Source organism: Leisingera sp. M527 (assembly GCF_025141525.1).
Lineage (GTDB): Bacteria > Pseudomonadota > Alphaproteobacteria > Rhodobacterales > Rhodobacteraceae > Leisingera.
This window is the reverse complement of the sequence record NZ_CP081037.1, coordinates 3,149,606-3,169,560: the sequence shown is the minus strand read 5'-3', so window position 1 is coordinate 3,169,560 and position 19,955 is coordinate 3,149,606. Positions and strand designations below refer to the sequence as shown.

General features: G+C 60.9%; 15 protein-coding genes. 9 read left to right on the top strand and 6 right to left on the bottom strand.

Features of this window, described 5'->3' with window-relative positions; all coding sequences use genetic code 11:
- Positions 1-17: 17 nt before the first annotated feature.
- Positions 18-2,540 (bottom strand): Ig-like domain-containing protein, encoded by a 2,523-nt coding sequence (locus tag K3555_RS15720; protein WP_260006167.1) that lies wholly within the window; start codon positions 2,538-2,540, stop codon positions 18-20.
- A 727-nt stretch (positions 2,541-3,267) separates the two neighbouring features.
- Between K3555_RS15720 and K3555_RS15715 the strand changes: the two genes are divergently transcribed.
- Genes K3555_RS15715 through K3555_RS15705 form a run of 3 tightly spaced genes read left to right on the top strand, consistent with a single transcriptional unit; the run spans position 3,268 to position 8,059 of the window.
- On the top strand, positions 3,268-5,202 hold the full coding sequence (locus K3555_RS15715; RefSeq protein WP_259986913.1) for a PrkA family serine protein kinase: 1,935 nt from the start codon (positions 3,268-3,270) through the stop codon (positions 5,200-5,202).
- An 18-nt stretch (positions 5,203-5,220) separates the two neighbouring features.
- A complete protein-coding gene (locus K3555_RS15710) occupies positions 5,221-6,558 on the top strand; it encodes a YeaH/YhbH family protein (RefSeq protein WP_259997445.1) in 1,338 nt (445 codons plus the stop codon).
- Positions 6,545-8,059, top strand: coding sequence for a SpoVR family protein (locus K3555_RS15705; RefSeq protein ID WP_259997446.1), 1,515 nt, complete (start codon positions 6,545-6,547; stop codon positions 8,057-8,059). Before K3555_RS15710 ends, K3555_RS15705 begins: the two co-directional genes overlap by 14 nt.
- Before the next feature lie 112 nt (positions 8,060-8,171).
- Here K3555_RS15705 and K3555_RS15700 read toward each other — a convergent pair whose 3' ends face one another.
- Positions 8,172-9,287 carry an S-(hydroxymethyl)glutathione dehydrogenase/class III alcohol dehydrogenase gene (locus K3555_RS15700; RefSeq protein WP_311199987.1) on the bottom strand — a complete coding sequence of 372 codons (1,116 nt, stop codon included), beginning with the start codon at positions 9,285-9,287 and terminating at the stop codon, positions 8,172-8,174.
- 353 nt (positions 9,288-9,640) lie between these two features.
- Between K3555_RS15700 and K3555_RS15695 the strand changes: the two genes are divergently transcribed.
- Positions 9,641-12,148: a heavy metal translocating P-type ATPase gene (locus K3555_RS15695; protein WP_260006165.1), complete on the top strand. Its 2,508-nt coding sequence runs from the start codon at positions 9,641-9,643 to the stop codon at positions 12,146-12,148.
- On the top strand, positions 12,145-12,534 hold the full coding sequence (gene cueR, locus K3555_RS15690) for a Cu(I)-responsive transcriptional regulator (RefSeq protein ID WP_260006163.1): 390 nt from the start codon (positions 12,145-12,147) through the stop codon (positions 12,532-12,534). Before K3555_RS15695 ends, cueR begins: the two co-directional genes overlap by 4 nt.
- A 129-nt stretch (positions 12,535-12,663) precedes the next feature.
- Here cueR and K3555_RS15685 read toward each other — a convergent pair whose 3' ends face one another.
- The 4 genes from K3555_RS15685 to pcaC are packed head-to-tail and all read right to left on the bottom strand — an operon-like array spanning position 12,664 to position 15,259.
- On the bottom strand, positions 12,664-13,494 hold the full coding sequence (locus K3555_RS15685) for a 3-keto-5-aminohexanoate cleavage protein (RefSeq protein WP_260006161.1): 831 nt from the start codon (positions 13,492-13,494) through the stop codon (positions 12,664-12,666).
- Positions 13,495-13,506: 12 nt separating this feature from the next.
- On the bottom strand, positions 13,507-14,127 hold the full coding sequence (gene pcaG / locus K3555_RS15680) for a protocatechuate 3,4-dioxygenase subunit alpha (protein WP_260006158.1): 621 nt from the start codon (positions 14,125-14,127) through the stop codon (positions 13,507-13,509).
- Complete coding sequence (gene pcaH, locus K3555_RS15675) at positions 14,127-14,864, bottom strand: protocatechuate 3,4-dioxygenase subunit beta (RefSeq protein ID WP_260006157.1); 738 nt, start codon at positions 14,862-14,864, stop codon at positions 14,127-14,129. Before pcaH ends, pcaG begins: the two co-directional genes overlap by 1 nt.
- Entirely contained in the window at positions 14,861-15,259 is a 399-nt protein-coding gene (gene pcaC / locus K3555_RS15670; RefSeq protein WP_260006155.1) for a 4-carboxymuconolactone decarboxylase, read from the bottom strand. The genes pcaH and pcaC overlap by 4 nt, the downstream gene beginning before the upstream one ends.
- 88 nt (positions 15,260-15,347) lie before the next feature.
- On the opposite strand from pcaC, the gene pcaQ reads away from it, so the two are divergent.
- From pcaQ to K3555_RS15650, 4 genes are all read left to right on the top strand, one after another.
- The gene (gene pcaQ, locus K3555_RS15665; RefSeq protein WP_260006153.1) at positions 15,348-16,274 is read left to right on the top strand and encodes a pca operon transcription factor PcaQ; all 927 of its coding nucleotides are present in this window, start codon (positions 15,348-15,350) and stop codon (positions 16,272-16,274) included.
- 128 nt (positions 16,275-16,402) lie between these two features.
- A complete protein-coding gene (locus tag K3555_RS15660; RefSeq protein ID WP_260006151.1) occupies positions 16,403-17,314 on the top strand; it encodes an MBL fold metallo-hydrolase in 912 nt (303 codons plus the stop codon).
- Positions 17,315-17,682: 368 nt separating this feature from the next.
- Complete coding sequence (locus K3555_RS15655) at positions 17,683-19,341, top strand: transcriptional regulator (protein WP_259986859.1); 1,659 nt, start codon at positions 17,683-17,685, stop codon at positions 19,339-19,341.
- A gap of 153 nt (positions 19,342-19,494) precedes the next feature.
- Positions 19,495-19,953, top strand: coding sequence for a hypothetical protein (locus K3555_RS15650; RefSeq protein WP_260006150.1), 459 nt, complete (start codon positions 19,495-19,497; stop codon positions 19,951-19,953).
- The last annotated feature ends 2 nt before the right edge of the window (positions 19,954-19,955 follow it).

Here is a 19,955-nt window from a genome sequence, read left to right as displayed (position 1 = left end):
ACTGCCGGGCCGATAGATCAGATCACAACGTTGACGTCTTCATCCACGGACAGCGTGGTGCCGTCATCGCCGATTGTATAGACATTGTACGTCTCGCCATCGACAGTCTCGGTTCCCGCGGCGGTTGCCCCGGTTATGGTGAGCGTGTCGTCAGCTTCCCCATGCACAGTGAGCTTGTCGGAATTGCCTGACAGCGCATTGATATCGGCCTCGGTCAGGGTCAGATCGACGGCGTCGGCATGAACCAGGTTCAGCTCGTCGATGTTGAACTGCGAGAGGCCCGAATGATCCAGCACAGATGCGCCGGCGCCGTCTTCGAGCACCACCATTGTGCCAGAGCTGTTGCCAGCGTCATCCACCCGGTTCACAACAAGATGCGAGCCGTCCGGCACGTCTGCATCGAAGTCGTACAGGGTCTGGCCGTTGCCAAGATCGGTTTCGGTGCCGCTGACATCCGAGACACTGCCAGTGCTGGTCAGCTCATGGATTGTGTCGCCGGCCTCGAAATCGTCGCTGAAAACGCCGCTGACACTGGTGCCGGTGCTGATCACATCGCCAATGTTGGGGGCATCGTATTCAGTGTCGACGCTGAAGCCCTCGGTCAGGGTCTGCGTGTTGCCTGCCGGGTCCGTGGCCGTGATTTCGGCTGTGGCCTCATAGGTGCCCTCGCGCAGGTCGCCGGGTTCAAACTCGGCAGTCCAGTTGCCGTCCGCATCCACCAGCGCGTCCCGGGTTACACCTTGAATGGTGACTTGTACTGCCGATCCGGGTTCGACGGTGCCGGACATTGAGAGGCCCGCAGCACTTTCCGCGAGGCTCACCACATCATCATCGGTCACGCTGTCCGAGGTGAATGGCACCACCTCGGTGTCGATGGCCAGAGTGTCAGTGATTTCCGACGTATTGCCCACGGCGTCCGTGGCGGACACCACCACTGCTGCATCGTAGCTGCCCTCGGCAATGTCAGCGGCAGCAAAGGATGCGCTCCAATTGCCATCGGCATCAACTGTGGCAGTTTCGGTTGCATCACCCAGTTGCACAACAACCGTCGAGCCCGGCTCAACCGTGCCGGTCAGGGTCACCCCGTCGCTGCGTTCGGTCTCGTTGACGATATTGTCGCCTTCGATGCTGCCGGAATTCAGGGTGAGGGGATCGACCACAGTGTCCACATGCAGATCCGCCGTGGCGGTTGCCGTGTTGCCGGCTTCGTCGGTGGAGGTCACGCTGACAGTGGTGTCGTATTCACCGGCAGGCAGGGAGCCGGCTTCGAATTCTGCGGCCCAGTTGCCGTCTGCATCCACGGTCGCGGTGCGGGTCACGCCCTCAACGGTGACGCTGACACTTGCGCCGGCCTCGCCGGTTCCGGTCAATGTCAGACCAGCGGTAGCTTCGGCGTTGCTGACAATGTCATCGCCGCCCGCTTGGCCATTGTCGATTTCCACAGCCGTGGTCGTGTCTACGCGGATTGTGCCGGTGACGCTGTCCGTATTGCCGAAAGCATCGGTCGCGGTGACGCTGACTTCTGAGTCGTATTCCCCGGAGGCAATTTCCGAAGCTGCGAAGTCAGCGCTCCAAGTCCCGCTTTCGGTTGCGGTAACCGTCCGGGTCACACCCTGAAAAGTGACTTCCACTGTGGCGCCCGCTTCGGCGGTTCCGGTCAGGGTAACGCCATCAGCTGCTTCGGCGGCATTGATCATGTCGTCGCCGCCTGCCTGGCCCTCGTCGAGGCCGACAGTGGCAACCGTGTCGATTACGACAGCGGGGCCATCCAGATCGAACTCAGTCCCGTTCGGGTCAACCACATGCACAGTTGTGTCATAATTGCCGTCCTCCGGCAGATCATCGACCGGGAAGCTGACGCTCCAATTGCCGTCGTCATCAACGGTTGTGGTGGCTGTGGAGGTGCCGACAGTGACAGTCACATCGGATCCAGGCGCACCGGTGCCGGTGATAACCACCGGTTCGGTGGTGGAGTCAGAAACCGGGTAGCTGGCATCGGGGTTGTCGACCGTTGGCACAATGCCACCTGTCCCTTCGCCGCCGTCACCGCCGCCTCCGCCGGCAATTACAGCCGCACCAACGACGCCCGCCGCGGCCCCGGCCGCACCCAGCCCGCCGAACAGCGGCGCGGCCAGCGGTGCAACCACCGGTTCGATACGGTCAACGTCCAGGAACACCATCTCATCGTAGGCGCTCCACTTTCCGGTCAGATCCAGCGGCTCGTATGTGGCAAAGAGCATGCCGCTGGATTTGTCTTCCAGGACAACTTCGGTGAATTCGCCGTCCTGGCTGAGGAACAGGTTCTTCCCGCCGGATGAGCCGTAGGAATAGTAGTTCTCAATCACCAGTTCCTGGCCATCGGCCAAGGCGATGTGCAGGTTGCCGCCCTGGCGGGAATAGCTTTCGACATCCGCAGGGCTGAGGTTCAGCGAGATATCCTTGGCATGGGCGGCGTCAATACGTGCCGGGGTGCCTTCGGAAAAGTTCCCATGCTGTGTAGTGCCCGCCATATCGCGGGTAATAAATGCGACCGTGCTCATTGTAATACCACTCATCTGTGCGCTGCGCCGCCGTAATCTGGCGGGTGCCGCGTCGTTCCGTTGCCTGTACGTTTGCCCATCGGCCGTCTTTTGCGGCCATTTTGAGGCCATACTGTGATGATTTTTATTGTCCTGTCCAGTGCATCAGGGACGGGATTCATGCAGTTTGGGCGGCAACCGTGTCCTGAGTGCCGCAGAATTTCTAAGGTTTTTCACGCAGCCGTGATATGGGGCGGGCGTATGGCTGGCGCGGGAGAATTGGCCGTCTTACCTTGCCGTATGCACTGCTAACCCTGTTGCCTGGACTTCAGAAGCAGAAGGGGAAAGCCCCCTGCATCCCTCTGATCAACAGTGGACGCGCGGCTGGAGGCTCTTGATTTGCCGCGGCGCGTAAGGCGGCCGCAACAACAGTGATCGCCGCGATGTGATGAAAATTTCCCGCAAAAGTTTCTGGCAATTAATTAAAAGTACACCACTTTCAGATAGTAAGAAGTACGTAATTGGTGTAAGCTTGAGAGTAAGCAACACGCCGCCAGCCTGGTATCCGGGCGCAGGCCGCCGCAAAGAGCGGCCAGCCGGACGTAGAACGCCAGAAACGGCGCCGAGCAGAAATCAGAACTCAACACTAACGCGGACATCCATGCCCACGTACCGGGCGCAGTCTGTCTGTTCGCGAGCTAAAACGCCAGGAGGAACGGCGCCAGATAACCAGGAGGCTTGATTCAAGATGAAAGACATTGCCGAACTTTTTGCAGAGCAGTACGGCGAAACCCGCGAGCAGGAGATGCCGCTGCAGGATTATTTGAACGCCTGCCGCGACGATCCAAGCATGTACGCCAACGTCGCCGAGAGGATGTTGAAGGCAATTGGCGAAGAGGAACTGGTAGACACGTCCAAGGACGCGCGGCTCGGGCCGATCTTTCAGAACCGGACAATCAAGCGCTACAGCGCTTTCCACGACTTCTACGGCATGGAAGACACCATCGAACGGATCGTCGGCTATTTCCGCCACGCCGCGCAAGGCCTGGAAGAGCGAAAGCAGATCCTTTATCTCTTGGGCCCGGTCGGCGGCGGCAAATCGTCTCTGGCGGAGCGGCTGAAACGCCTGGTCGAAGAACAGCCGATCTATGTGCTGAAAGCCGGTGATCAGATCTCGCCGATTTTCGAAAGTCCGCTGGGCCTGTTTGATCCTGTCCGCATGGGCAAGGTTCTGGAAGAGGAATACGGCATTGTCCAGCACCGGCTGCCGGGGCTGATGTCGCCTTGGGCTGTCCAGCGGCTGGATGAATTTGAAGGCGATATAAACAAGTTTTCTGTTGTTCGCATGTACCCTTCCCGCCTGCGCCGCATCTGCGTGGCCAAAGTGGAGCCGGGTGATGAGAACAATCAGGACATCTCCACCTTGGTTGGCAAGGTTGATATCCGCCAGCTGGAGCATTTCAGCCAGGACAACCCGGATGCCTACAGCTTCTCCGGCGGGTTGAACCGGGCGAGCCAGGGTGTTCTGGAATTTGTCGAGATGTTCAAGGCGCCGATCAAGATGCTGCACCCGCTGCTGACGGCGACACAGGAAGGCAACTATATGGGCACCGAAAGCTTTGGTGCGATCCCCTTCAACGGCCTGATCCTGGCGCACTCCAACGAGAGCGAATGGCAGTCGTTCAAGAATAACAAGAACAACGAGGCCTTCATCGACCGGGTGTCTATCGTCAAGGTGCCGTATTGCCTGCGGGTCTCGGATGAATCCTCAATCTACGAAAAACTGATCGAGTTCAGCGAATTGCGGGATGCGCCCTGTGCGCCGGAGACGCTGAAGATTCTTAGCCGCTTCTCGGTGCTGACCCGCCTGAAGCCGCATGAGAACTCAAACCTTTACTCCAAGATGCGGGTCTATGACGGCGAAAGCCTGAAGGACACCGACCCCAAAGCCAAGACCGTGCAGGAGTATCAGGACCGCGCCGGCGTGGACGAAGGGATGAACGGCATCTCAACCCGCTTCGCCTTCAAGGTGCTGTCCACTACTTTCAACTTCGACACGGACGAAGTGGCAGCGGATCCGGTGCATCTGATGTATGTGCTGGAGCAGATGATCAAGCGCGAGCAGTTTCCGCAGGAGACCGAGCAGAAGTACCTTGAGTTCATCAAGACGGAACTGGCGCCGCGTTATGAAGAGTTCATCGGCAACGAAATTCAGAAGGCGTACCTCGAAAGCTATACGGAGTACGGCCAGAACGTCTTTGACCGCTATATCTCCTACGCTGATGCCTGGATCGAAGAGCAGGATTACAAGGATCCTGATACCGGTCAGCTCTATAACCGCGAAGTGCTGGATGCGGAGCTTTCAAAGATCGAAAAGCCGGTTGGCATCGCCAATCCCAAGGACTTCCGCAATGAGGTCGTGAAATTTGCCCTGCGCCATCGCGCAAACACTGGCAGAAACCCGGCCTGGAACTCCTATGAAAAGCTGCGCGATGTGATTGAAAAACACATGTTCAGCCAGGTCGAGGAGCTGCTTCCGGTGATCAGTTTCGGCAGCAAGAAGGACAGCAAGACCGAAGGCAAACATCAGGAGTTCGTCGAGCGTATGCGCAGCCATGGCTATACCGACCGCCAAGTGCGGCGTCTGGTCGAATGGTACATGCGCGTTAACAAGGCGGGCTAAAGAGGAGCGCTGTGGCATATGCATCATTTCATCGACAGGCGCGCCAATCCGAAGGGCAAGAGCCTCGGGAACCGCCAGCGGTTCCTGCGGCGGGCCCGGGAGAACATTAAAGAACGCGTCGATCAGTCGGTCCGGGGGAAATCGATCCAAAGCGGAAGCGGTGTCCCGGACGAAGGCGAAAAGGTCACTATCCCGACCAGAGGGCTGAAGGAGCCGCGGTTCTTTCACTCTTCCAAGGGCGGCATGCGCCGTCATGTTCTGCCCGGCAACAAGGATTTTGTTGTCGGCGACACCATCAAACGCCCGGACGGCGGTGCGGGCGAGGGCGGCCGCAAGGCCTCCGAGGACGGGGATGGTGCGGACGAATTTTCCTTCACACTCACGCAGGAAGAATACCTGGAAATCCTGTTTGAAGGGCTGGAGCTGCCGGACCTGGTGGAAAAGGCCACGGTGGAGACCGAAACCATCGGCACCCGCCGGGCGGGCCTGACCACTGCGGGCACACCCAACAACCTCAATCTGGTGCGCACCATGCGCAATTCTCTGGGGCGCCGGATCGCGTTGCAGCGTCCGACCACCAAGTCGCAGCGGGATTTGGAAGAGCAGATCGCCGAGCTGGAAGCGCTGGAGGAACGCAGCCCGCCGCAAGAGGCATTTCTGGCCGAATTGCAAAAGAAACTCGAAGGCATTCTCCGCAAGCGCAAGGTCGTCGGCTATATTGACCCGCTGGACCTGCGGTATGATACTTTTGTACCAGAAAAGATCCGCAATTCCCGTGCGGTGGTATTCTGTCTGATGGATGTCTCAGGCTCCATGCAGGAAAGGGAAAAGGATCTGGCCAAACGGTTCTTCCTGCTGCTGCACCTGTTCCTGGAACGCTGCTATGAGCACACCGAGCTGGTGTTTGTGCGTCACACTCACCACGCTCAGGAAGTCGACGAGGAAACCTTCTTCTATGCCCGGGAAACCGGCGGCACCATTGTGTCCACCGCGCTGGAGAAAATGAAGGAGATCATTGAGGAGCGCTACCCGCCGGATGAGTGGAACATCTACGGCGCGCAGGCCTCGGATGGCGAGAATTTCGGCAATGACTCGGTGCGCTGCAAAAATCTGCTGCTGAACGACCTGCTGCCGGTCAGCCAGTTTTATGCCTATGTGGAAATCGTCGATGAGGCGGCGGAAATGCTGCTGAACAATCCCGAAGCAGGCGAAGACCTGTGGCAGAACTACCGTGACGTGAAGGGCCAGGCGCAGCATTTTGAAATGCAGCGTGTCTCGCAACCCGGCCACATCTATCCGATTTTCCGGGAGTTCTTCCTCCCCAAGGTAAAAGGGGCGCAGTATGCAGGCAGCTGAAAAGGCGCGCAAGCCGCTGTTCGACGGGCCGGAATGGACCTTTGAATTGATGGAAACAGCGCGCGACGCGATCGAGGAGATCGCGCTGGGCGACCTTGGGCTGGATGTTTATCCCAATCAGATCGAAATCATTTCGGCTGAGCAGATGCTGGATGCATACTCCTGTGTCGGCCTGCCGCTGATGTATCAGCATTGGTCATTCGGCAAGCATTTCGCCCGCGACGAGGCGCTGTACCGCACTGGCCGCCAGGGTCTGGCCTATGAAATCGTCATCAATTCGAACCCCTGCATCAGCTACAACATGGAAGAAAACACCATGGCGATGCAGACGCTGGTGATGGCGCATGCGGCATTCGGGCATAACCATTTCTTCAAGAACAATTATTTGTTTCAGCAGTGGACAGATGCCGCTGGTATTCATGACTACTTGGCCTTTGCCAAGAATTACATCGCCGCTTGCGAGGAACGGTATGGCCCTTGTGCGGTCGAAGAGATTCTGGACGCGGCCCATGCGCTGCAATCCCAAGGCGTGTTCCGCTACGGACGCCCGCCCAAGCCGACCGCCGAAGAGCTGGTGGCGATGCAAAAGGTGCGCGAAGGGTATGAAAGCAGCCAAAGCGTGCTGGATATCTGGACCGACACGACCCTGGGCCGCGACAAGCTGGAACTGGTCGAGGATGCTGATTTCAGTGCGCGCCGCAAGCAGATGAATCTGCCGCAGGAGAACGTGCTTTATTTCCTGGAAAAGCACAGCCCGGTGCTGGAGGCCTGGCAGTGTGAGCTGCTGCGCATCGTGCGGATGCTGGCGCAGTATTTTTACCCGCAGAAACAGACCAAAGTGATGAACGAGGGCTGCGCGACCTTCGTGCACTACTACATCATTAATAAACTTTATGAGCAGGGCCAAATCACCGAAGGCGCCTTTATGGAGATTATGCACAGCCACACCAATGTGGTGCTGCAGCCGGAATTTGACGATCCGCGTTTCTCCGGTCTTAATCCTTATGCGCTGGGGTTTGCGATGATGCAGGACATCCGCCGGATCTGTCAGGACCCGACTGATGAGGACCGCGAATGGTTCCCCGATTTCGCCGGTGATCCCGACTGGCGGAAAGTGATGCGCGATGCATGGGCGAATTACCGCGATGAGAGCTTTATCCAGCAGTTCCTGTCGCCGCATCTGATCCGTAAGTTCAAGCTGTTCACGCTGACCAACGACGCCGACCTGCCCAACCTGGTGGTGAGCCAGATTCATAACCGCGCGGGATACAAGGCGATCCGCCGCGATTTGGCAAAGCAGTATGATCTGGCTTACTTGGAACCTGATATTCAGGTGACAGACGCGGATCTGCGCGGTGACCGGGAATTGAAGCTGACCCATACTGTGCGGGATGGCATTCATTTGGATGAGGAGGATCAGGAAGAGGTGCTGAAGCACTTGCGCCGTCTTTGGGGGTATGATGTCAGCTTGGACGCGGTGGAGACCGCCTTCGAAAACTGACGCTCTCCACAGGGCCGGATCCGGCTTTTGGCGGTAGCTTTTCAGCCTTGCCGCGGAAACGAAAACGCAGGCCCCAGGGCCTGCGTTTTGCTGTTTGCGAACTGGATAGGGCTTAGAATTCCACTACGGCGCGGATGGATTTGCCTTCGTGCATCAGCTCGAAGCCTTCGTTGATCTGATCCAGCGTCAGCTTATGGGTGATCATCGGATCGATTTCGATCTTTCCGTCCATGTACCAGTCCACGATCTTGGGTACGTCAGTACGGCCCGAGGCGCCACCGAAGGCGGTGCCGCGCCAGGACCGGCCGGTGACAAGCTGGAACGGCCGGGTAGAAATCTCGGCACCGGCGGGCGCCACACCGATGATGATCGATTCCCCCCAGCCTTTATGCGCCGCTTCCAATGCGGTGCGCATGACGTTGACGTTGCCGGTCGCGTCAAAGGTATAGTCCGCGCCGCCGCCAGTTACCTCGACCAGATGCGCCACCAGATCGCCTTCGACCTCGGCCGGGTTCACGAAATGGGTCATGCCGAATTTCTCAGCCATCTCTACTTTGCCCGGGTTCAGGTCGACACCGACGATCTGGTCGGCGCCGGCCATCCGCAGGCCCTGGATCACGTTGAGGCCGATACCGCCGAGGCCGAAGACTACCGCGCGGGAGCCGATTTCCACCTTGGCGGTGTTGATCACCGCGCCAATGCCGGTGGTGACGCCGCAGCCGATGTAGCAGACCTTGTCGAACGGTGCGTCCTCACGGATTTTCGCCAGCGCGATTTCCGGCACCACGGTGTGGTTGGCGAAGGTCGAGCAGCCCATGTAATGGTGGATCGGCGTGCCATCCAGCATCGAGAACCGGGTGGTGCCGTCCGGCAGCAGGCCCGCGCCTTGGGTCGAGCGGATCGATTGACACAGGTTGGTTTTGGGGTTGAGGCAGTATTCGCACTCGCGGCATTCCGGGGTGTAAAGCGGGATGACATGATCGCCCGGCTTCAAGCTAGTCACGCCTTCGCCGACCTCAACCACGACGCCTGCGCCCTCATGGCCCAGGATCGCCGGGAAAATGCCTTCGGGGTCATCGCCCGAACGGGTGAATTCGTCGGTGTGGCACAGGCCGGTTGCCTTGATTTCCACCAGAACCTCGCCCGCTTTCGGGCCTTCGAGGTTCACTTCCATGATTTCCAGCGGTTTGCCGGGGGCAACCGCAACGGCGGCGCGGGTCTTGATCATGTGACTGGTCCTTCGTCCAAATTCTGCGGGGCCGGGCCGCCGCGAAGCGGATCCGGTTGAATGCGTAGCCAGCAGCAAGGCCGCGGGCCGGAATGACCCAGCGTTACATTTGCAGGCTGGCGCACGCAAGCTTTGCCTCGGCACACTATCAGGAGCAGGGTATCGGGCCTTGCCCTGAATGCGACAGCCGGCCAACGGTCCGCGCCATTCCCGCGTGATGAAAAACTGCCGGTTCCCAGCAGCTTGCTGGAAAGATTCCAGTTATGGGAAGGAAATTGAATGCCGGGTCTTGACCTTCCCCTCGCTGGAACCCTCATATCTCTTGTCAAAGGACCAGAAGCGGCAGGATTCCGATGTCTGAACTTAGCAGGATTTCACTGAATATCACCGGCCTCAGCTGTGCGGGCTGTGCAGGGCGTGCTGAGCGCGCCTTGGCGGCGGTCGAAGGCGTGCAGAGCGCCTCCGTCAACCTTGCCAATGCCACCGGCCAGGTAGAGGCTGCCGCGGAGGTTCCGCTGATGGATCTGACCGCGGCCTTGACCTCTGCGGGTTATCCGGCGGCAGAGGCGCAAGCTTCCCTGGTGATCAGCGGCATGAGCTGCGCGTCCTGCGTGGGCCGGGTGGAACGGGCGCTGCTGGCGGTGCCGGGGGTGCTATCGGCCAGCGTGAACCTGGCGAATGAGACGGCACAAATCCGTTATTTAACCGGCATGGCCCGCGCCGCCGATCTCGCCCGCACATTGTCGGATACCGGCTATCCGGCCCGTCTCAGCGGCGCGGCAGAGGATGAAGCGGAGCAGGCCGGCCGCCGCAACGCGGATGAGATTTCCGCACTGGGCCGGCAGGTGATGATCGCCGCGCTTCTGACACTGCCGGTGTTCCTGATCGAAATGGGCGGCCACATGGTTCCGGCGCTGCATCATTGGGTTATGGAAAATATAGGCACGCATAACAGCTACTTGCTGCAATTCGCCCTGGCTACCGCGGTGCTGGCCGGGCCGGGCCGGCAGTTCTATGCTAAGGGTTTTCCGGCCTTGCTCCGCGGCGCTCCCGACATGAACGCGCTGGTGGCGCTGGGGACCTCCGCGGCCTATGGGTTCTCGGTGATTTCCACCTTCGCGCCCAGGCTTCTGCCCGCGGGCACCGCCAATGTCTATTACGAGGCGGCGGTGGTGATCGTCGCCCTTATTCTCACGGGCCGCTTCCTGGAGGCCCGCGCCAAGGGCCGCACCGGCGCCGCGATCCGCAAGCTGGCCGGGCTGCAGCCGAAAACCGCCATGGTGGTCTCGGGCGGGGATGCAATTGAAACTCCGGTGGAAGAAATCGGCCCAGGCGACCTGATCCGGGTCCGTCCGGGAGAGCGCATCGCGGTGGATGGCGAGATCACCTCCGGCAGCTCCTACATCGACGAAAGCATGATCAGCGGCGAGCCGGTTCCCGTCGCCAAGTCCCGCGGTGATGAAGTGACGGCGGGCACCATCAACGGCAATTCTGCGCTGGAATTCCGGGCCACCCGAGTTGGCCGCGACACGGTACTGGCGCAGATCATCCGTATGGTCGAGCAGGCGCAGGGTGCCAAGCTGCCGGTGCAAGGGCTGGTCGACCGTATCACACTGTGGTTTGTACCCGCAGTGATCGCGGTTGCGGCGCTGACCGTGCTGGTGTGGTCTCTGTTCGGCCCTGCGCCGGCCCTGCCGCTGGCCCTGGTGGCCGGTGTTTCGGTGCTGATTATCGCCTGTCCCTGCGCCATGGGGCTGGCGACGCCGACCTCTATCATGGTCGGCATCGGCCGCGCGGCGCAGATGGGGGTTCTGTTCCGCAAGGGCGATGCGCTGCAGCACTTGCAGGAAGCACGCGTGGTGGCGCTCGACAAGACCGGCACTTTGACTGAGGGCCGGCCGGTGCTGACCGAATTGATCTGCGCCGAAGGATTCACCCGCGACGAGGTGCTGCGCCTGACCGGTGCCGCTGAGGCGCAGTCGGAACACCCCATCGCCCGCGCTATCACGGCAGCGGCGGGCAAGGGGCTGCCCAAGGCGGACGCTTTCAAGGCTATCCCGGGCTATGGCCTGTGCGCAGAGGTCGAGGGGCGCGTGGTGCTGGCCGGCGCCGCCCGGCTGATGGCGCGCGAAGGCATTGTGCTAGGCGCGCTGGAGGCGGAGGGGCTGAAACTGGCAGAGCGCGGCGAAACCCCGCTTTTCGCCGCCGTTGACGGCCAGGCGGCGGCGGTGATTGCGGTGGCGGATCCGATCAAGCCGGGTACCCCGGCGGCGATCAAAGCCTTTCATGACCAAGGATTGAAGGTGGCAATGATCACCGGTGATGCTTTGGCGACGGCGCGGGCGATTGCCGCGCGGCTGGGTATTGATGCAGTGAAGGCCGAATGCCTGCCTGCTGATAAGGTTGCCGCGATCCAGGAGCTGCAGGCAGAGCATGGCGCGCTGGCATTTGTGGGCGACGGCATAAACGACGCCCCGGCGCTGGCGGCGGCGGATGCTGGAATTGCCATCGGCACCGGCACCGATGTGGCGATCGAGGCGGCGGATGTGGTGCTGGTCTCGGGTGATCTGCGCGGGGTGGTGAACGCGCTGACCGTCAGCCGCGCCACCATGCGCAACATCCGCCAGAACCTGGGCTGGGCTTTTGGCTATAACGTGCTGCTGGTGCCGGTGGCGGCTGGGGTTCTGTACCCTCTTGGGGGGCCTCTTTTGTCGCCGGCACTTGCGGCAGGCGCAATGGCACTGTCGAGCGTGTTTGTCCTGTCCAATGCCCTGCGCTTGCGCCGCCTGAAACCGGCCCTGGATGAAGGACAGGCCGGGCCGGCGGTCCTTGCGGCCGGCAAGCAGGAGGTGCGCGCATGAATATCGGAGATGTATCCCGCCGCTCCGGCCTGCCAGCCAAGACCATCCGCTATTATGAGGACATCGGGCTGATCAAACCGCATCGCAGCGCCAATGGCTATCGCTGCTTTGCCGGGACTGATCTGCATAAGCTGGCCTTTTTGGGCCGCGCCCGGGCGCTGGGCTTCACCATCGAGGACTGCCGGACCCTGATGGCGCTTTACGAGGACGAAACCCGCGCCAGCGCCGATGTGAAGCAACTGGCGCTGGAGCATCTGGCAAAGATCGAGGAGAAGATCACCGATCTGCAGGCGATGCGCGGCACATTGAGAGAGTTGGTCAAAGGCTGTGCAGGCGACAGCCGTCCGGATTGCCCGATCCTCAAGGATCTTTCCGGCGGGAGTTGACCAGCACCAGTTGACCGGCGCCAGTTGGCCAGCCAGGCAGAAGGGGGGCTCCCGCGCCCGCGGCTGCCCTGACGGGCCGCCTGGCGGCCTTGGGCGTGGCTTTGGCCCTGCGGCCCGAAGCGGGCGGCATCAGCCGGGCCGGAGTTCCAGGATCTCGCGGGCCTGCTGCCAGGTGGCGACAGGGCGTTCGTAGGATTCGCACAGCGCCGCTGCCCGCCGCACCAGCGCGGCATTGGAGGGCGCAAGGGTGTCGCGGTCGAGCCGCATATTGTCCTCCAGCCCGGTGCGGGTATGGCCGCCCGCGGCGACCGACCATTCGTTGACCAGGATCTGCCCCGGCCCGACACCGGCGCCGCACCACTGGGCCTCCGGTGCCAGCCGCTGCATGGTTTTGACATAGTAATCGAACACATCCCTATCGACCGGCATCGCGTTCTTCACCCCCATCACGAACTGCACGTAAAGCGTGCCGCCAATGCGCCCCTCGCGGTTCATCTTCACCGCCTGGTGGATGTGCGACAGGTCAAAGGCCTCGATCTCGGGTTTTACTTCGTAAGTGCGCATCTCCGAGGCCAGCCAGTCCACCAGATCGGGAGAGTTCTCATAGACCCGGGTAGGGAAGTTGTTGGAGCCAACGGACAGAGACGCCATATCAGGGCGCAGGGGCAGCATGCCGCCGCGCTCGTGTCCGGCGCCGGAGCGGCCGCCGGTCGACAGCTGCACGATCATGCCGGGGCAGTGCTTGTGCAGGCCTTCCATGAGGCGGGCGAACCGCTCCGGGTCCGAGGTCGGCGTCTGGTCGTCGTTGCGCACATGGCAATGAGCGATGGAGGCGCCGGCTTCAAACGCCTCCTGGGTGCTTTCGATCTGCTCGGCGATGGTGACGGGCACTGCCGGGTTGTTCGCCTTGGTCGGGACCGAGCCGGTGATGGCCACGCAGATGATGCAGGGTTTACTCATGATTGATCCCCTTCAGATGTCGAAAAACACTGTTTCATCGTCGCCTTGCAGGCGGATGTCGAAGCGGTAGATCGCCAATCCGTCCCGCTCGCTGCGCCTGGCAATCAGGGTGGCGCGGCGGCGCTCCCATTCTATCACATTCAGCACGGGGTCGGTGGCATTGGCCTCTGCCTCGTCCTCAAAGTAGACCCGCGTGTTCAGCCCCACGTTGATGCCGCGTGCCACGATCCACAGGTTGATATGCGGGGCCATCATCTGGCCGCCCCGACCCTTCACCGGCCCGGGTTTCACGGTGCCGAACCCCCATTCTCCGGTTTCAAAATCGGAGATCACCCGGCCCCAGCCGCGAAAGCCGTCCTCAACCGCGCCGCCATCTTCGGGGTGGGCATAGACGCCGTTCGCATTGGCCTGCCAGACCTCCAGCAGCACGTCCTTGACCGGCAAGCCAGTGCCGTCGATGACCATGCCCTCGACCCTGATCCGTTCTCCTTCGGCGTTGGGGCTGGCAATGTCCCAGCCAAGTTCCTGATCGTAGATCCGGAACCCCGCAGCACCGGGTGCGAGGCCGATGTGGACATAAGGCCCGGCGGTTTGCGAGGGGGTTTCTTTCAGATAATCGAAACGCTGACGCATCAATTCCCCTCCAGCCGGTTTTCAAACAGGGTGGACCGCCGTCCGCGCAGCACGATGTCAAAGCGGTAGGCGATTGTGTCGAGCGGAATGGTTGCATTCATGTCGAGCCGCGCGATCAGCATCTCCACCGCCTCCGGGTCCGGGATGGTGTTCACGATCGGGCATCGGGCAACCAGCGGGTCGCCCTCGAAATACAGCTGGGTGATCAGCCGTTGGGCAAAGCCGGTGCCAAAGACCGAGACGTGGATATGCGCGGGCCGCCAGTCGTTCACCCGGTTGCGCCAGGGGTAGGCGCCGGGTTTCACGGTGCGGAAGTGGTAGCAGCCGTTTTCATCCGTCAGGGTCCGGCCGCAGCCGCCGAAATTCGCATCCAGCGCGCCGAGGTAGGTGTCCTTTTTGTGCCGGTAGCGGCCAGAAGCGTTGGCTTGCCAGATCTCTACCAGCGTATTCGGCACCGGCCGCGCGTTTTCATCCAGCACCCGGCCATGCACGATGATGCGCTCACCGATCGGGCTTTCACCAGGCTGGGCAAAGTTGGTCAGCAGGTCATTGTCGGTGGCAGCGATGTCGTTGTGGCCAAACGCCGGGCCGGTGATCTCGCTGGCGGTGTTTTCCAGGCTGATCAGCGGATATTGCGGCGCGCGGGTGACCGAGGTCTTGTAATCTTGCGACAGCGCGGGCGGATGCCAGCGGCGGTCGCGCTGGTAGAACTCCCCCTGTTCCGGTGGTGTGCTCATGCGGGTTTCCCTCCCTCAGCGGCCATTTCGGCATAGGTTTCCTTGGCCAGCTTCAGGGCACGGTTTGCGCACGGCACCCCGGCATAGATGGCCGCATGCTGGAAGGCCTCCAGCACATCTTCCTGGCTGGCGCCGGTGCGGGCGGTGGCGCGGATGTGCATCGGAATCTCGTCGAAATTCCCAGTGGCAGCCAGCAGTGCCAATGTCAGCATGGACCGTTCCCGCAGCGAAATCCGGTCAGAGGCCCAGACCGTGCCCCAGGCAGCTTCGGTGATCAGCTCCTGAAAGGGGGCGTCCAGCGCGGTTTTGCCGGCTTCGGCGCGCTCCACATGGGAGTCGCCAAGCACCTTGCGCCTGATTTGCATGCCTTGGCTGTACCGGTTCTGCTGCGTCATCCTGGTCTCCCCGTGCTGGATAAAGTATCGCATACCGGAGCTGATCTGTATAATCTTGAATTATACATGTAATCATAACCGGAGTGATATGCGGCTATCGTCTTCTTTGAAACTGCGCCATCTTGAGGTGTTCGTCGAAGTGGCCCGCAAGATGAGCGTCACCCAGGCCGCGGGGGCCTTGGGCATGACCCAGCCTGCGGTGACACGGGCGCTGCGCGAACTGGAGGAAGTTTGCGGCAAGCCGCTGGTCGAAAAACATGGCCGCGGTATCCGGCTCAGCGGGTATGGCGAGCTGTTCCGGGACCATGCCGGGCGCAGCCTGGCGCTGGCTCGCGACGGGGTGGCGCTGTTGCGTGGCCTGGACGCGGCAGATGGACCGCTGGTTTCCATTGGCGCACTGCCCACCGTCGCCGCCGATCTGGTCCCTGACACGCTGGCGCAACTGCGCTGCGGTGGCGCGCCGGGGCGGTTCATGGTGATGTCCGGAGGCAATCAGTACCTGATCGACCAGCTGCGCCGGGGCGGGCTTGATTTGGTGGTTGGCAGGATGCCTGCGCCGGAAGCCATGGCGGGCGTGGAATTCGATCCGCTGTACCGCGAGCGGGTGGCCGTTGTTGTCGCGCGGAACCATCCTATGGCTGGCGCCGTGCATGTGCCGCCTACAGCATTTGAGGACTACCCGGTGCTGATGCCGTCTGAAGGATCGATCATCCGGCCGATGGTTGAGCGGATGTTTCTTGAGCAGGGGCTGGCACTGCCCAGTTTTCCGATCGAAACCGTTTCCGCCACATTCGGGAGGCGCTTTGTCCTGGCGCATCAGGCGATCTGGATCATCAGCCACGGTGTGGTGCGGCCGGAGCTGGAGGCTGGCAGCATGGCAGCGTTGCCCTTGAATACGGACAGCACCCTTGGCCCCGTGGGTCTGTGTGTCCGGCGGGAGCACCGGCTTTCGGCCGCCGCCCAGCGGTTTTGTGCGGCCCTGCGCAGGGCTTGCGCCGCGCAGGGGCTGACTTAGGTGCCGCCTGTACTCCGGCATGCCGGGTTGCGGCATCGCCGTGTGTTTCCCTTAGTGCTGTGATGAAGTAATATTCATCAAACATTATTTGTGCATTTGATTGCGCGGCGATAGGGAAAGGAAACGGTATGGGGTTCACCAGGCGTGATTTTGGCTTGTCGGCTGCAGCGGGGCTGGCTGCTGCTGCTGTCCCCGGCTGGGCTTCGGCGCGGATCAATTTAGGCAACAAGCGGATTGAGACAGTTTCAGACGGGTATCTCACTTTGCCGCCGGAGTTTCTGTTTGACGGGCTTGAGCCGGACGCTTTGCAGCAGGCGTTGGAACAGTACGGGCTTCCAGCCGGGCCGCTGACGCCGGAGGTGAATGTAACTTTGCTGCGCGAAGAAGGCCGAGTTGTCCTGTTCGATGCCGGCGCGGGGCCGGGGTTTCAGGATAGTGCGGGAAATCTGTCCGGCGCGCTGGAGGTTCTTGGTGTCACACCTGACCAGGTGACGCATGTGGTCTTTACACATTGCCATCCGGATCACCTGTGGGGGGTGCTGGATGATTTTGACGATCTGCTGTTCCCTGGCGCGGCCTATCTGATGGGGCAGGGAGAATGGGAGTACTGGTTCGACCCGAAGACTGCAGACAGCATCGGCAGCAGCAGGACAGCCATGGCCATTGGAGCCCGGCGCCGGATGGAGCAGCTGGAAGACAAGGTGCAGCTTTTCCGGGACGGCGAGGAGATCCTGCCGGGAGTCGCTGCTCATGCCACGCCAGGCCACACGCCGGGGCATATGTCATTTGAAGTCCGGGATGGCAGTAACAGTGTCCTGGTTCTAGGGGATGCAGTGGGCAATCATCATGTGAGCTTCGCTGACCCTGGCAGGCCGGTTGGTGCTGACCAGGAGCCGCAAGCGGCTGCTGCGGCCCGTATGCGTTTGCTGGACCGGCTTGCCGCCGAGCAAATGCAGCTGATTGGCTATCATCTGCCCGGTGGCGGTATCGGGCGGGCAGAGCGCATTGGCAGCGGCTACCGTTTTGTGCCAGCGGTTTAGGGGCAGGTGCCAAAACAACACAGGCCGAGGGCTTGATAATCGATACCGGCAGCCAGTCCCGTTGTTCCAATTAGATAATCAATTACAGTTTTTGCGTGTGTGGTTGTTCTTTCTAGCTGATCAGGTCATGGTTGTTGCAAAGGACCCGCGCTGCTGCACTAAAGCAGTCTGCTCCATGTGGCCGGTTTACTGTGCCTTGACGTGTGCGCTGTTATGATCGCCGTCAGATGTGCCCGAAGGTTGTCAGGCGTTGCTTTTGAAATGAATTGTGAAGTTAATGCAATCAGTAATTGCAAAACATATTGCGGCAATGCAGTGTAACGTTACTTTAATTTCAAGTGCGACACGGATTATTGTGGGGTTTACGGATGACGGTCTTTCTGAAGATATGCCGGTTTGGCGCGTTTGGCGTCTTTCACGCAGATGGAACCAATGTTCAGCTTGGGGCGAAACATCAGGCGCTGCTGGCGCTTTTGTCCTCAGCTGATGGCGGGATCCGCACGCGGGCGTTTCTGGAGAAGACATTGTGGTGCCTGGCGCAGCCCGAACAGGCAAAGGCAAGCCTGCGGACAGCCTTGTCGACGTTGCGACGGCATCTGGGTCCCGAAGCGGCCAAGCTGCTGTATGCAAACCGGGAGCGGGTTATCCTCGACCTGACCCGGGTGGAATTGGACAGTTGCGCAGGCAATGCGAATTTCATGGAAGGGTTTGAGCTGCCTCATGAGACCGCTTTTAACGCTTGGCTGAATGAAGCCCGGGCGGAGTTCGCCCGCGGTGCTGCCCGGCCTGGACCGCAAGCAGGAACATCGCCGGGCCGTGTAATCCTGGATGGGCTGCTGCCTTCCATTGCGGTGCTGCCCTTTGTGCATCGTGCCCCGGGCGACGCGGTTGTGCCGCTGGGGTCGCTGATGTCTGAAGAATTGTCACGGTACTTGTCGCGCAGCTGGGCGTTTTCGGTCACCTCATATCTGGCTTCGCGGCAGTTTGATCCGGAAACAGTGCGTCCAGCCGAAGTGTCTTCAGTCGCGGGCGTTGATTACTTGGTGTCGGGCACCGTCAGCTGCGACGGCAACCGGTTCCGGGTTGAGATCGATCTGCATGATGCTGTCCGCGAAAAAGTAATCTGGTCCCGCAGTTTCGAGGGCAGCAAAGGCAGCCTGATGGAGGGCCGCAGTGCCGTGCTGCGCAATGCCACCCAGCAAATCGGACAGACCGCTGCGGGCGAAGCTGTCCGGCTGGCGGGTTTCAAGCCGCTGTCCACCCTGGAAAGCCATACCCTGTTGATGGCGGCGATTTCACTGATGCAGGAAATGGACGCGCGCAAATTCCAGCAAGCACATGAGATCCTGTCGCATCTGCTTGAACGGGAGCCAAAACATGTGCTGCCGCTGACCTGGATGGGGTTCTGGCACGTGATGCGGGTCGAAAAGGGCTTGTCTGTGAACCGTGGAGAGGACAGCCGCCTGGCCAGCCGGATGGCAGAGGCCGCCATCGAAGCTGCACCGGGTTTCTCATTGGCTCATACGCTCAAGGGGCTTATCTCCAGCCATCTGACGTTCCGCTTCGATCTGGCACAGGACGCCTATGACCTGGCGCTGCGCGACAATCCCAACGAAGCGCTGGCGCTGCTTTTGAAAGGGGCGACGCTGGCCTATCAGGACATGCCGGATGAGGCGGTGCAAATGACCGACGCGGCCCGGCGGCTGACGCCTTTAGGACCGCAGCGGTACTATTTTGATGCGCTCTCGGCGCTGGCGTATTTGTCTGCCCGCAACTTTGCCCGTGCAATTGAACTTTCCGAGCGGTCGCTTGAAGCCAAGGGCGCCTTTCCAGTGCCGCTGCGGTCCAAGGCGATCGCCCTGCAAATGTCCGGCCGGGGCGCTGAAGCCCGCAGCACAGTCCAAAAACTGCTTGAGGCCGCGCCGGAGTTCTGCCTGTCGCAGTTCCAGCGCGACAATCCTGCAGCGATGAGCCCGGCGGGACAGGAATGGGCTTCTGCCTTGCGCCAGGCGGGCGTGCCGGAATAGCCAGTCAGGCGATTGTGCAAAAGCCACTGTGACGTTGTGTAACCTGCATTCCCAAATTATCTTTTGTGCAGGAAGCAGTTGTGCGTGCTAGGCTTTGCCGGAACCAGCAGCAAACCGGGCAGTTTGGCCCTGAACCAAGGTCTAGGAGGCGGAGTGCCGGAAAATCTGTCTTTCGAACGCCGGTTTTCGGAATTCGGCCCGGGCGTGCAGCCAGAGGAGCGGACGCAAGAGATCCTGGACGTTGTTGAGGGTTTCATGCACCGCTGGGGTTATTCGGTGCAAAACCTTATCGGTGCCGATCTGACGGTTGAGCATCTGGGAGGCGGGCCAAGCGAGGTGCCGGATCTGATCTTCAGAATGGCAGCGCTGGACTACTTCGAGATTGTCATCCGCAGCGGCAGCGGGGCCGTCAGCTATGGCGGCTGGTTGACAGGCACTTTGCCGGTTACTGTTTCCGGCCAGCAGGTGAATGGCCGTCCGGTGCTGCTGACCACTTGCCGCGAGGGCGGGCAGATCCGGCATATATTTGATCCGCTTTCCGGTTACCGGCCTGTTACCGAAACCACAAATTTACCCCTGCACGCGGCGCGCCGTCTCTCCGGAGAGATCTGACC

Bases quoted from the DNA above. Each gene is read 5' to 3' on its own strand.
- K3555_RS15710 (WP_259997445.1), top strand. From the start codon at position 5,221: ATGCATCATTTCATCGACAGGCGCGCCAATCCGAAGGGCAAGAGCCTC.
- K3555_RS15685 (WP_260006161.1), bottom strand. From the start codon at position 13,494: ATGAGTAAACCCTGCATCATCTGCGTGGCCATCACCGGCTCGGTCCCG.
- K3555_RS15700 (WP_311199987.1), bottom strand. From the start codon at position 9,287: ATGATCAAGACCCGCGCCGCCGTTGCGGTTGCCCCCGGCAAACCGCTG.
- K3555_RS15715 (WP_259986913.1), top strand. From the start codon at position 3,268: ATGAAAGACATTGCCGAACTTTTTGCAGAGCAGTACGGCGAAACCCGC.
- pcaH (WP_260006157.1), bottom strand. From the start codon at position 14,864: ATGAGCACACCACCGGAACAGGGGGAGTTCTACCAGCGCGACCGCCGC.
- K3555_RS15660 (WP_260006151.1), top strand. From the start codon at position 16,403: ATGGGGTTCACCAGGCGTGATTTTGGCTTGTCGGCTGCAGCGGGGCTG.
- K3555_RS15705 (WP_259997446.1), top strand. From the start codon at position 6,545: ATGCAGGCAGCTGAAAAGGCGCGCAAGCCGCTGTTCGACGGGCCGGAA.
- pcaG (WP_260006158.1), bottom strand. From the start codon at position 14,127: ATGCGTCAGCGTTTCGATTATCTGAAAGAAACCCCCTCGCAAACCGCC.
- K3555_RS15720 (WP_260006167.1), bottom strand. From the start codon at position 2,540: ATGAGCACGGTCGCATTTATTACCCGCGATATGGCGGGCACTACACAG.
- pcaQ (WP_260006153.1), top strand. From the start codon at position 15,348: ATGCGGCTATCGTCTTCTTTGAAACTGCGCCATCTTGAGGTGTTCGTC.
- pcaC (WP_260006155.1), bottom strand. From the start codon at position 15,259: ATGACGCAGCAGAACCGGTACAGCCAAGGCATGCAAATCAGGCGCAAG.
- K3555_RS15695 (WP_260006165.1), top strand. From the start codon at position 9,641: ATGTCTGAACTTAGCAGGATTTCACTGAATATCACCGGCCTCAGCTGT.
- K3555_RS15655 (WP_259986859.1), top strand. From the start codon at position 17,683: ATGACGGTCTTTCTGAAGATATGCCGGTTTGGCGCGTTTGGCGTCTTT.
- cueR (WP_260006163.1), top strand. From the start codon at position 12,145: ATGAATATCGGAGATGTATCCCGCCGCTCCGGCCTGCCAGCCAAGACC.